At 44.5% G+C, this 13,096-nt stretch carries 11 protein-coding genes; 4 read left to right on the top strand and 7 right to left on the bottom strand.

All coding sequences use genetic code 11. The features are described 5' to 3' along the window. Positions 1-22 precede the first annotated feature (22 nt). Genes COW20_07880 through COW20_07900 form a run of 5 tightly spaced genes read right to left on the bottom strand, consistent with a single transcriptional unit; the run spans position 23 to position 4,714 of the window. Positions 23-1,198, bottom strand: a complete 1,176-nt coding sequence (locus tag COW20_07880; GenBank protein PIW49029.1) for a hypothetical protein — start codon at positions 1,196-1,198, stop codon at positions 23-25. Next, positions 1,167-2,018 (bottom strand): LPS export ABC transporter ATP-binding protein, encoded by an 852-nt coding sequence (lptB, locus tag COW20_07885; protein PIW49030.1) that lies wholly within the window; start codon positions 2,016-2,018, stop codon positions 1,167-1,169. The genes COW20_07880 and lptB overlap by 32 nt, the downstream gene beginning before the upstream one ends. Continuing rightward, entirely contained in the window at positions 2,015-3,151 is a 1,137-nt protein-coding gene (locus COW20_07890; GenBank protein ID PIW49031.1) for a glycerol-3-phosphate ABC transporter ATP-binding protein, read from the bottom strand. The genes lptB and COW20_07890 overlap by 4 nt, the downstream gene beginning before the upstream one ends. 18 nt (positions 3,152-3,169) lie before the next feature. After that, positions 3,170-4,189 carry an endolytic transglycosylase MltG gene (locus COW20_07895; protein PIW49032.1) on the bottom strand — a complete coding sequence of 340 codons (1,020 nt, stop codon included), beginning with the start codon at positions 4,187-4,189 and terminating at the stop codon, positions 3,170-3,172. A gap of 3 nt (positions 4,190-4,192) precedes the next feature. Further along, complete coding sequence (locus COW20_07900) at positions 4,193-4,714, bottom strand: DNA recombination-mediator protein A (GenBank protein ID PIW49033.1); 522 nt, start codon at positions 4,712-4,714, stop codon at positions 4,193-4,195. Between the two features lie 183 nt (positions 4,715-4,897). Between COW20_07900 and COW20_07905 the strand changes: the two genes are divergently transcribed. The 4 genes from COW20_07905 (at position 4,898) to COW20_07920 (ending at position 11,716) form a co-directional block, all read left to right on the top strand. Continuing rightward, the gene (locus COW20_07905) at positions 4,898-7,660 is read left to right on the top strand and encodes a phosphoenolpyruvate carboxylase (GenBank protein PIW49034.1); all 2,763 of its coding nucleotides are present in this window, start codon (positions 4,898-4,900) and stop codon (positions 7,658-7,660) included. A gap of 75 nt (positions 7,661-7,735) precedes the next feature. Continuing rightward, on the top strand, positions 7,736-9,658 hold the full coding sequence (locus tag COW20_07910; GenBank protein PIW49035.1) for a hypothetical protein: 1,923 nt from the start codon (positions 7,736-7,738) through the stop codon (positions 9,656-9,658). Continuing rightward, positions 9,658-10,371: a hypothetical protein gene (locus COW20_07915; GenBank protein ID PIW49036.1), complete on the top strand. Its 714-nt coding sequence runs from the start codon at positions 9,658-9,660 to the stop codon at positions 10,369-10,371. Before COW20_07910 ends, COW20_07915 begins: the two co-directional genes overlap by 1 nt. Beyond that, a complete protein-coding gene (locus tag COW20_07920) occupies positions 10,346-11,716 on the top strand; it encodes a glycine--tRNA ligase (GenBank protein PIW49037.1) in 1,371 nt (456 codons plus the stop codon). The genes COW20_07915 and COW20_07920 overlap by 26 nt, the downstream gene beginning before the upstream one ends. A gap of 30 nt (positions 11,717-11,746) precedes the next feature. On the opposite strand, the gene COW20_07925 is transcribed toward COW20_07920, so the two are convergent. Both COW20_07925 and COW20_07930 read right to left on the bottom strand, forming a co-directional pair. After that, positions 11,747-12,517 (bottom strand): 1-acyl-sn-glycerol-3-phosphate acyltransferase, encoded by a 771-nt coding sequence (locus COW20_07925; GenBank protein PIW49038.1) that lies wholly within the window; start codon positions 12,515-12,517, stop codon positions 11,747-11,749. Between the two features lie 9 nt (positions 12,518-12,526). Continuing rightward, positions 12,527-12,931 carry a hypothetical protein gene (locus tag COW20_07930; GenBank protein ID PIW49039.1) on the bottom strand — a complete coding sequence of 135 codons (405 nt, stop codon included), beginning with the start codon at positions 12,929-12,931 and terminating at the stop codon, positions 12,527-12,529. Positions 12,932-13,096 lie beyond the last annotated feature (165 nt).

The raw sequence follows: 13,096 nt of genomic DNA on the forward strand, positions 1-13,096 counted from the left end.
TTTTATCGGCAGGGAAACACTATCAACCCCATTTATTGCGAAACCAAACCAGATAAACCGTGATTATGAGCAAGAGGCCATTTGCTCCCCAGGCACCTAAACAAGCCGAAATCTGACCTGAATCCCCCAGGGCAGTTCCTGCTGAAAAGAAAAGATAATAAACAAAGATAATCAGTAGACTTAAACCAAACCCCTGCATTTTACTGCTGAGGGTTCTTGCGCCTAAAGCGGCACCAAGCAGTAAAAACAAAAGAGACGTCACTGGCAATGCGATTTTCTGATGCCACCTTACAGCCAAAGGCAGAGAGTTTTGTCCAGCAGTTTTCATATTCTGAATGGTTTCAGACAACTCATTCAGGTTCATCTCCATAGGCTGTCTGCTATGCTCCAAGACACTTTTTAATGAAGGTTGAAAGGTATAGGACATTTGTTTAAACTTTAAGCTGCGGTAAACACCTGAACTCGGCCATTCTTTCATTTCGCCCACTAAAAATGTCCAGTCTCCACTCTGGCTATTAAAAGAAGCCTCTTCGGCTTCAAGCAAAGCTTGGGCTTTATCCTTTTCAAAAATAAGCAATGCCACCCGAAACAAATGATTTTTTTCAGCTTGTGCAGCATAGAGCAAATAGTGAAGTTGATGATCTTTTAATTCACGATAGACCAGATGGGCTTGTTGAGAAGAAATTTCTAAACGATGCGTTTGTGCAAAATTCAATAATTGCCGAGCCTGATAAATCGAGGAAGGCATAAAAGTTTCACCCATCAGCAGGGTGGCTATCGCCAAAACAAGTCCAGACAAAGCCAAGGGAGAAAGAATTTGATAGAAACTCAATCCCAGCATTCTCAAAGAAAGCAGTTCGCCATCTCCCGATAGTCTCGAAAATGCCAGCATACTGCCCAATAATGAAGCCATTGGCAAAGTATAATAAAGCATTTCAGGAATACGATTTATGAATATTTTCAAAGCAAGTTCAAAAGGAATCTGGTACTGAACGCTTTGTTCCATCAGATTGAACAGAACAAAGCCTGTAATCATAATGGAGGACATCAAGAGCAATGAAAAGAAAAAGGGCGCTAAAAACTCAAGAATAAGATACCGAGACAAAAGCCTGGTTCTTGAACCCATCAAAAATATCTGTTCTTTCAAGAATATAAAACGTGAGATCTTATACCGTCGGAGACTCGTAAAGATCCGCATCCAGATCGTCGAAATTCACTTGGCTGAGATCTGCAATACTTTCTTCTTTACGCTTTAAAATTTCCTCATCCGAAAAGGGAAGCTTAATTTTTGAACGGTAGCGCTGAAACTTAAACTCATTTCCCAAATAATATCTTCGGGCCAAAGGATTGAGGGCTACTTCGTCCGAAGGACCACTGACGATCACATTTCCACGCGTTAAAATATAAGACCAGTCCGTAATACCCAGTGTCTCCTGGACATTGTGATCGGTAATCAAAATGCCGATGGTGCGCTTTTGTAAATGCACAATCATCTCTTTAATGCCCGCTACAGCAATCGGATCAATGCCGCTGAAGGGTTCATCCAATAATAAAAAAGACGGATTGGTGGCAACAGCACGCGCAATTTCTACACGTCTGCGTTCTCCTCCCGACAATTGATGTCCTTTTGACTTACGAACATGTTGAAGATTAAACTCTTCTAATAATTCATCCAAACGGGGTTTCTGTTCTGCGGCAGGAACATGCAATAACTGCCAAACCGCTTTTATATTTTCTTCAACTGTTAGCTTACGAAAAACAGAAGCCTCTTGAGGAAGATAGCTGATTCCCAAACGGGCACGCTTATGCATCGGCAATTTAGAGATCCGTTTGCCATCAAAATAGACATGTCCTTTGTCAGGGGAAACCAAGCCAACCACCATATAAAATGTGGTGGTCTTACCCGCTCCATTGGGCCCCAAGAGGCCAACCACCTCGCCTCGCCCAACACGGACATTGACATTATTGACCACTCGACGTCCGCGGTAGGTCTTCATCAACCCCCGAGTTTCAATCATATAGGCTGTGCCGTGCTCATGATTCTTTTTTCTGTTTCAGGATCAAAAAGATGAATACGTCGAGTATCCAACCAAACAGGCAATTCACTGCCTGAGGAAAGATGCAGAACTTTAATCGTGTCTACTTCTGCTACCAGCTTATGTTTGTCACCTACAGAGAGATGAACAAAGGTGCGGGAACCTGAGGGCTCAACCACATCAATCCAGGCCTGAACAGACTGCCATTCAGGATTGGATTCATCGATATCCGTGAGAGCCAAAAACTCAGGGCGAATGCCCATAATGACTTCTTTTCCTTTGAAGCTCTCCAAATCACCCGCCACCACATCAGTCTTTTTGAGACTGAGTTGGATACCGGGTGCTTCAACCTTGACCGTTGTACTGTCCATATCAGTCAGGCGTACCTGAATAAAATTCATAGAGGGGCTGCCGATAAAACCAGCCACAAATAAATTAGACGGAAATTCATAGGCGACAGCAGGAGAGGCCAATTGTTGAATAATTCCTCCCTTCATGACGGCAATGCGATCCCCCATGGTCATGGCTTCAATCTGATCATGGGTCACATAAACGGTGGTAATGCCGAGCTTTTGCTGCAGCCGTTTAATCTCAGTGCGTGTTTGCATACGCAATTTTGCGTCCAGATTTGAGAGGGGTTCATCCATTAAAAAGACTTGCGCATCTCTCACCAAGGCGCGCCCCAAGGCGACACGCTGCCGTTGTCCACCAGACAGTTCTTTGGGCTTGCGGTGCAGGTAAGGCTTGATATCTAACATATCCGCAGCTTCCTGTACCTTCTTATCAATTTCAGATTTTGAATATTTGCGTAATTTTAATCCGAAGGCGATATTGTCATAGACCGTCATATGGGGATAAAGCGCATAATTTTGAAAAACCATGGCAATATCGCGATCTTTCGGAGGCACATGTGTAACCTCACGATCTCCAATCACGATCGAACCTTCATTTGCAGTTTCTAAGCCTGCAATCAGGCGCAAAGTAGTTGATTTACCACAACCACTTCCCCCCACCAAAACAAGAAACTCTCCATCTTTAATATGTAAAGAAAGTGATTTAATAATTTCAACCGATCCATAACGTTTTACAATATTCGTTAGTTTGACTTCACCCACAACCGCTCCCGCCCTTCGTTATAGTTTTCCGGAATAAATCCGGCGTATTGCAGATAAGTGCTCTGGATAGCTTTTAGAAAAAGCATGAGAGCCATCTCCACGGGCAACAAAATACAAATATGGTGTTTTTTCAGGAAATAACACCGCTTTTATTGCCGCAAGTCCGGGATTCCCAATTGGACCCGGTGTTAGTCCCTTATAACGATAGGTATTATAAGGGGAGTCGACTTGAATGTCTTTAAGAGAAAGTCCTTTGGGCCCCTGATGCCAGCCCAGAGCATATTCTGTAGTTGGATCAGACTCCAACTTCATCCCAATTGAAAGTCGCTTTAAGAAAACCCCCGCAATGATGGGCAATTCGCGATCCAAAAGCCCTTCAAGTTCAACAATAGAAGCGAGGGTTACCGTTTGGTACAAATTTAGCGTATGTCCAGCAGGACGCTTTTTCCAAAGCGGTAGAATGACCTCTTCAAAACGTTTGAGCTGCGCCTGTATCAACTGTTTTTCTTCGCCATCTAAATAATAGGTATCTGGAAAAAGAAAGCCCTCAAGACCATTCTTTAAAGTTTCTTGAGATAAAAAAGGAAAACGGCGAAGCAGCTCCTGCTCAGGTTTCTTGGCAATTTCAAGATAACGCTCTGGAGAAAGCAGGTATTCAGACAAACGTCGCGAAGCCTGCTCAGCACGGTAGCCTTCGGGAATCGTATAGGGAATTTTTTCGGTTTTCCCCAGTACCATGGTCTCCAAAATTTCAGACGAAGACTGGCGGGCTGAGAAACGGTAATAACCAGACTGTAAACGGTTTTGCCAGCCCTTGATCCGAGCATAGAGTTTAAAGGCCCGCATATCACGAATCAAGTGTTCTTGATTTAAAGTCTCGGTGACTTGATAAAGCGAAGCACCATTTTGAATACGTAAAAGTTTATCCTGGGAGGCTGGGTCAAGGGGACTTAAATAATGAAAGAAAACAGCAGCAGAAATAACTCCTGCAAGCACGATTGCTAAAATGAAAAAGACCAAGCCACGTAAAAAGGACATGCGCTAATCCAAATAGAAAGCCGTAACTATTTTATGCTGCTCATGTGCGAATTGAATCGTCTGTTTCAGCGTCATACTGGTGTGATAGAGAAAAATAACCAATTGCTGGCACTTCCCTATAATCTCGGAATAACATAATTCACTGGCTTGGGCCAAAGTCATATTGTTACGTTCAGGATATTCAATGACGGTTTTCAACGTACTTAATTGTTCACGGCTTTCATCGGGCTGTTGCTCAATGGTCTGAGGTAAAATCACGGTTAAATTATCCGGATTGGCTCTTTGCACCCCTTTAATCACAGCAAAATTCGTACCTGGAGCTCCACTGGTGATAATGTGGTTATCATCAAGCGAAAGAGCATAGGCCAAGGTTTCTATCAATTGTTGGTGCGCAAAAGAAATATGCCGACTGCCAATAAAAGCAATTTTTTTCGAACCTTTGGACTGAAGGAGTTGCAACTCCTCCAAAAATGTATCCAATTTGTTGTCTGTCAAGGTATCTGCGTTTCCGGATTGTTGTGCCATAAATGGATCAGACTTTCACCCTTCCAAAGAATATGCTAGGCCGTGTCAGACACGGATGGACACAGCCATTGTAGCATAACCCATGAATCCAAAGCGTTAAGCCCAGGTAAGCCAAACGCTGAGAAAAAACAGAATTGAAACCCTTGTTATAATGAAGAGCAAAATTGAAAGCAGAAAACGATCATGCCAACAGAGCTAAATGCTGATACAATGGCACCTTTACGGGCTGATATTCGTAAATTGGGTGAAATATTGGGGGCTGTGATTCAAGAACAGGTCAGTCAAGAATTTTTTGAACTCGAAGAACAAATTCGTGAACTCTGCAAACAGGCCCGCGCAAAAAAAGAAGAAGACCTCAATCTTCAAATTGAAACCTTAATTTCAGCGCAAACACCTGAAACACTTGTTTACTTAGCCAAGACTTTCGGTCTTTATTTTCAGTTGGTCAACTTGGCCGAACAACGCCATCGCATTCGGCGAAAAAAAGAATATGAACGGCAAGGGAATCTGATCAAGTATTCTCTGGAATATGCAAGCTCCAAACTCAAGCATTTTAAAGCAGAGCCTGAGTTACTCAGAAAACAACTCGCTCAGTTTCAAATTGTGCCTGTGATGACAGCGCATCCCACCCATATTATGCGAAAAACCACAGTGAACAAGCACCGACGCATCACTGAAATACTTTTTCAACGTGACCTGCCACAATCTCCCAAAGAAGCAGCCCAGTTAGACATGGAACTCAAACATGAAATTACATTGCTTTGGCAGAGCAATCCCTTTCATATCAAAAAAGTATCCGTGACAGACGAAGCTGAAAACCTGTTTTTATATTTTGAAAACGCACTTTGGGAAATACTGCCCAAACTCTATAACGATCTTGAGTATTTCTTAAAGCAGGAAGATATCCAGATCCAACTACCCAGTATGCTCCGTTTCGGCTCCTGGATTGGCGGCGATCGGGATGGACACCCCTTTGTAACAGCCACAGTCACACAAACCGTATTACAAGAGCAAAAAAACTTTGTGCTAAGAAAATATGAAAAAACCCTGGCAATGCTTGAAGATCATCTCAGTTCTTCTCTCATGAACCAAACCGTCAGCGCAAATTTTTTAGACAGTCTGCTTCAAGACAAAATCAAGCATCCAGAAATAGCGCAATTGTTGATCCAAAAATACCCTCAAGAGCTTTACCGTCAAAAATTGGGCTTCATCAAATACAAACTGGCCAATACTTCACATATGAACTATCATCCAGAACAAAACCAGCTCACAAATTACTACCACGATGCACAAGCGTTAAAACAAGAGCTTGAACTGCTTTTGCAAAGTTTGGAGCAAAATAAAGCACAAAGTGCCGGACAGCCTTTAAAGGATTTTATTCGACAAGTAGAAACCTTTGATTTTTGTCTGGCGACGCTTGATATACGCCAGCACGCCGCTGTACATGCACAAGCCATTCAGGAAATCTTTGAACAGACCCAAGTCTGCTCAGATTATCTTCAGCTCTCTGAGTCAGAAAAACAAAAACTTCTGCTTCAAGAGCTCAGAAATCCACGTCCGCTTCTCTCCCCCTTTCAAGTTTTATCTGAACCCAGCCAAGAACTGTTAAACACATTGCATCAAATTCGCAAGTCTCGAGAAACGATCAGCAAAAAAGCAATCGAAAACTATATCATCAGCACCTGCGCCAAAGCTTCGGATATTTTGCACCTCTTACTCCTGTTTAAAGAAACAGGTTTGGCAAGTTTTCAAGCTGAAAACAGATTCTGTGAACTCAATTTGATTCCTCTTTTTGAAACGGTTGCAGATCTCAAAGACGCTCCCCAAATTATGGAATCTTTGTATCAATTAGAGGAATACAGAGATCTCATTCGCCACAAAAAAAACACCCAGGAAATTATGTTGGGCTATTCTGACAGCGCCAAAGAAGCAGGAATATTAGCCGCCAGTTGGCACCTGTATCAAACTCAACAGAACCTGATGAAAGTAAGTCAAAAGTATCAGATCAATCTTCGCTTCTTTCATGGGCGTGGAGGCACCATCAGCCGAGGGGGGGGGCCCTCCCACCATGCTATTCTGGCGCAACCCCCAGAAACCGTCCAAGGCGATATTCGTATCACAGAACAAGGAGAGGTTTTATCCTGGAAATATATGTTCCCAGAAATGGCACATCGGAATTTATCTGTTTTGTTTTCTGCGCTTACAGAAGTCTGTCTCCTGGCCCAGAACACACCCAAAACCCATGAAGAGAAAAGCTGGGCCCTACTTGAATCTCTGGCTCAAAAGAGCTATCACAAGTACAGACAACTGGTAGAATCCCCTGATTTTATTGTGTTTTTTAAATCAGCCACGCCTTTGGAATCGATCAGCCACCTGAATATTGGCTCCAGACCTTCCAGCCGTAAAAAATCTGACAGGATCGAAGATTTGCGGGCGATTCCATGGGTTTTTTCCTGGATGCAATCACGATGTGTGATGCCTGCTTGGTATGGCGTAGGCAGTGCTTTTGAAGACAGCATGAACAATTCAGAACAAAAAAAGCTGATTCAGAAAATGTACCAGGAATGGCCTTTCTTTCAGGTTTTGATTGATAATTTGCAAATGACCCTGTCCAAAGCAGATATGAATATTGCCTCGGGCTATGCCAACCTGGCCCCCCTTTCAACTCAGAAAAGTATCTGGTTAGAGATTCGAGCTGAATACCTTAAAACCTGTCAGGTGGTTTTAGAAATCACTGGCCAAATCCAGATTTTGGAAAAAAGCCCCGTATTACAAAAATCAATCGCCTTAAGAAATCCCTATGTAGATCCTCTCAATTATATCCAGTTGGATCTTTTGAAAAGACTGCGTGAAAAAACCCATGAAAACACAGAACAAACACAACTTAAGCAAGCACTCAACCTGAGTATCATGGGCATTTCAGAAGGTTTGCGCAATACAGGCTAAATTTCATCAGAGAAGAATAAATTGAAGGTGTTATAATACAGCACATTCAAAGCTAGGCAAAAGGAGACTTCCCTGATGAAACGCAGTTCTTTATATACCATGTTGGCCCTTAGCTGCTCCTTACTATTTTCAGCTACAGCCCAAGCAGAAACAGGCAAAACCGAAAAAAAACCAGTTCAAACTGAATCCACTTTTCGCTTTATTGATCCCAATCCCGCAGCTACGGCTAATTTTGGCTGGGGTCGTTTTCGTCTGCCCTCGGTACGCGTTGATATAGGCAGCAGTGTGCCTGTCGACAAATCGATTCAAGATTTCACCAGCTTGGGGAAATCGATCGCAACCCTCACCAACGGTCTACTCCAAGGTCAAACCATTGACAGCACCACCGCAACCAATACCAAAAACCAAATCAATACAGCACTGGCCCCCTTCCAATCAGGTGTGCGTATGGATTATGAGACCGAAATTGCCTTGTTCAGTTTCGCAGGTGCCCCCGTACAGGGTTTGCAGATCGCCAATCGCCCGATCACTCTGGGATTCAATATTGGCGCAGAAACAAGAGGCTATGTGAACGCCAAGTTTTCACAAAGCTTCAGTGAGGGTCTGACAACACTGACAGATTCTATTCCCACCCTTTTATCCACCGGCTCAAGCCTCACCAGCATTGTAAGCGACGCTCAAAGCCTGACGGGCAAAGTCACACAACTCACCAGTGATATTACCCAACTGACAGCGCAGGGAACGCAATTGGTTTCCAACCCCCTCTCTGCAACTCCGCAGCAAATTGCAGATATACAAACCCTGACCAAACAGGTCTCCACCAACGTCGATCAACTGATTACACCAGCGCGTCAGCTCACCAAAACAGTGACCGACGCGACCAGCACCACACGTGGTCTTCTGAACACCATTCAAGGAGCGGCATCAGGAGGCGTCAGTGTCGACAGTGCCAATGATCTGCACATGACGCTGGCCCTTTCCGGAGCTTACCCAGTCTATGAAACCGAAGACGTCAAAATCTCTGTAGGCACCAATCTGAAACTCTTTTTAATGCCCTTTAATGTTCCCTTTCGCAGCTTGGGCTTAAACAGCGATTCTTCGATCATGGGACAAATTAAAGTCACTGATTTCAGTGGTCTGCAAAATATTGATTCAGTCAAAACAACATTGGACAGTTTGGACAAAGCTGCCACAGATACCAATACCCTGATTACCCAGGCAGAATCTGTAAAGAGCCAATTGGACACAGCTATTCAAGGCATTTCCACAGGCAATCTTGCCGCTGTGGCGACTGAAGCTCAAAAAACACTGACAGCGGTCAATCAAACCAGCCAAAGTTTGCAAACCACCCAATCGAGTATCAATGCTGCTCTGCAAAATGTAAACAATATTCAGCAAACCCTGCTCAGTGAACTGCAGAACACTTCACTCAAAGGCAGTATCGTCACCCCAGGTGGAGCAGGTTTTGGTATGGATTTAGGAGTGAGCGCAACACTTTATCGCAATTTAAAGCTCAATCTGCTGCTGCAAAACCCGGTTGTGGTCTGGCAAGGAACCGAAAGACCTTTTGAAGCCCGGTTTGCGAACGCCCAGGGACAAATGCAGCCCAGCCTCAACTTTCTGGATGATCAGGCAAAATCTGTCAACTATAACGCCACGGTCCCCATGGCTTTGCTTATGAATGGACAATACAGTTTTGACGAACTTTTGCCTCATTTTTCAGGCCTAATTGGCAAAGGTCAGTTTGAGTTTGTCAACAATGGCCGTACTCCCGCCCTGACTTTGGGTGTGCAAAAACAATTCGGCCCTGCCTACGCAGGCTTGGGAGGACGGATTGGCGGCATTACCTCCATGCTCTACGGCGAAGCAGGTCTTCGTCTGGCCGGAAATTTTGGGCTTGACTTCCAATTGGGTGTCTCTCCTACAGGAACCGGAATTCCCGCTCCTGGCATGAGCTGGCTGAATAGCGCACTTTTAGGCCTGTACTTGCAGTTCTAGTGCACCCTCTGATTTCATTTCATCAGCTGCGGGATTGGCGATGCTGCTCGCAGCTGTATGCCTATCGTTATCTGTTCAAAATTCCAGATTTTCAAGGCAGCCAGGAAAAAGAGCGGGGAAAAAAACTTCACGAACTGATTGAACAGGACTTGAACGGATTCAAGATCAGCATTCCTGATGTCTTTGCCCAAGTCTGGCAAAATTATCAAAACTATATTGCCCCGCTCAAAAAAAATTTTCAGTTGCATGCTGAATGGGACTATTTTTTTTCAGTTCAATGCTCAGCTCAAACCTGGGGCATCACGGGAAGAATTGATCTCTGGGCAGCTCTTGAAAACACCCTGCTGATTGTCGACTGGAAAAGTGGAAAGGGCCCCCTGTCTGAAACGGATCTGTGGCAAATGCAATGGTATGCCTGGAGTTTAGACCAAATGCGCCTCAGTTTGGGTTTGAACAAAGAACAGCCCATACAAACAGAATGGCTTTATCTTGAAACGGGTCAAAAAGAATCTCGAATCTTTTCAAGAGAAGAACTCAATCGTCTTCAGCTTGAATTTTGCAATCACATTGCCCAGACCGACCCAAAAGAGTATGATTTTATACCAAACCCTCATCCCTGGCAACAGGGAAACTGGTGTCAACGCTGCACTTATCAAAAATTATGTCCAGAAGGAAAGTATCACGATCATGAAAGAGCTGATTTCACTGTGTAAACGCCGGGGCTTTATTTTTCAAGGCTCAGAAATCTACGGTGGACTGGCAAATACCTGGGATTACGGTCCTGTAGGTGTTGAACTGAAAAACCGCATCAAACAGCACTGGTGGAAAAGCTTCGTGCAAGATCGGGAGGATATCTTTGGCTTGGATTCTGCCATTCTCCTCAACCCCAGGGTATGGGAAGCCTCGGGGCATATTGGTAATTTCAATGACTATCTGATGGATTGCAGAAGCTGTAAATCACGCTTTCGGGCAGATAAATTGATCGAAGAGTTTTTATTCGCTCAAGGGGATCACGAAACCCTGGTCGGGGGCTGGGATAAAGAGACCATGGAAAACTATATCGCCGAGCATAAAATTCCTTGCCCAGAATGCGGTGGCCATGATTTCACTGAAATGCGCCAGTTCAATCTGATGTTTGAAACCCATCAAGGTGTGGTGGCAGACTCCTCGGCCCGCATTTTCATGCGCCCAGAAACAGCCCAGGGCATTTTTATTAATTTTCGCAATATCATGAACACGATGCGCCCCAAACTGCCCTTTGGTGTCGGTCAAATCGGAAAATCTTTCCGGAATGAAATTACGCCCGGAAACTTTATTTTTCGTACCCGCGAATTCGAACAAATGGAAATGGAATATTTTTGCCGTCCAGAAAATGCACTTACACAGTATGAATACTGGTGCCAATTTTGCATGGACTGGTTGCAGGCTTTGGGCATTCGCTCAGAGAATCTGCGCTTGCGTGCCCATGATCCTGAAGAGCTCTCTCATTATTCACAAGCCACTTCAGATATTGAGTATAAATTTCCCTTTGGCTGGGGTGAGCTTTGGGGAGTGGCCCATCGCGGTGATTTTGACTTAAGCAGACATGAAGAATTTTCAGGTCAGGATCTGCATTATCAGGATCTGAGTAGCAACGAAAAATTTATTCCCCATGTCATTGAGCCCGCCTTGGGTGTGGATCGTCTCTTATTGGCCATTTTAGCCGATGCCTATCAGGAGGAAGAAGTGAATGGGGAAACGCGGGCCGTCTTGCGTTTGCACCCCAGCATCGCACCGATTCAGGTAGCAATCCTGCCTCTGTCAAAAAAGCTGAATGACGATGCCTATAAACTGTACAAGCAATTACAAACCCAATTTGTATGCGATTTCGATACCACCCAGAGCATCGGCAAACGTTACCGCCGCCAGGATGAAATTGGAACGCCCTATTGTGTAACTTTGGATTTTGACAGTCTTGAAGATCAAGCGGTCACCATACGTGAACGGGATACCATGTCCCAAGAGCGCATTCCGATTGCTGAACTGAGCCTGCGACTCGCAGAAAAACTCAAACGCTAAGCGTTTACTCTACCAGGCTGAAAAGACTTTTCAGCCTGGTATTTCAGCCCTTTGCTCTGAAAGATGCAATTGATTTTCAATCTGTTGGCGAACGGCTTCAATCAAAAGCTCGCGCTGCTCTACAGAATAAGAACCGGGATCCACAGAGGGTAAAAAAACCACTTCAATCAAGCCCGGTCTGACCACCCGAACACCCGGCGGTAGAGCCTGATAGCTTCCCCTTATCATAAAAGGGGTCAAGGGCAGACCCGATTCCTGCGCAAAGACAAAAGCCCCTTTTTTAAAGGGCAGCATTTGTCCATCCCGCGTACGTGTTCCCTCAGGAAAAAACACAACTTTCTGTTCATTTTTATTCAGCTTCTGAGTGCCTTTTTGAATACTGGCAATAGCCTTTTCCCGATCTTTGCGATCAACCGGAATATGTCCGAGTGCCAACATGGCCTGGCCAAACAGTGGAATTTTGAAAAGCTCCTGCTTGGCCACAAAAACCGGGGGACGTGATAAATAGCCTAGCAAAACCAGAATATCAAACATGCCCTGGTGATTTCCCACCATCACAGCAGCTGACTCCGACAAATGCTCAAGCCCCCTAAGTTGAACCCGTATACCAGAAGCCCCTAAAATACAACGGGCCCAGAATCTTGAAAATTTTTCAAGCACCGGCAAGGGCAAGCGTATCAGCATTCCCAGAAGTGCAAGAGAGCCAAAGAGAAGAGTTGCAAATAAAGTAACAAAGGCTGCGAATAAAAAACGAAAATTAAGTTTCGGAAAATCCGCTGCTTCAGGGCGGCTTTCTTTCATAGCATGCGCTCAGCCGCGCGCGGCAAAGCCGTCAGCCGTTGCTAAAGCCTGTCGTGAACGAATACCAATATGGCTGGGGGTCAGTACAAAAATACCCTCTCCTACACGTTCCTGAAAACCATCCAAGGCATAGGCTGCCCCAGAGATAAAATCTACAAAACGCTGTGATTCAGCTTCATTCATGCCCGTTACGTTGATAACAACGGTACAACGCTGTTTTAAATAACTTACAGCCGTTAAGGTCTCACTGAAAGAAGTTGGGCAAATCACAACCACCTCGTGACTAACTTCCTGATTGGGCCGCAAAGACACAATATTATGACTGCCGTCTTCCCCCCGAATCGGAACGTCAAACGCCTCGACATACTCATCCTCAACAGGGATGGTAAATAAGGATTTGATTTTGTCCCACATAATACAGTGACACCTTCAGTTTGCTTCAATTTTAATCATAACAAAGTCATGGTAACAGGAGAGATCTCAGAAGGATGTGACAAAACATACCTGACTTCTCGCAGCCGAAGAAAACCCCTCATAAAACAGGCATCCCACGCTCATGCTCTTGTATCCTGGTAAACT

The sequence above is a fragment of the bacterium (Candidatus Blackallbacteria) CG13_big_fil_rev_8_21_14_2_50_49_14 genome (genome assembly GCA_002783405.1).
Taxonomy (GTDB): Bacteria; Cyanobacteriota; Sericytochromatia; order UBA7694; family UBA7694.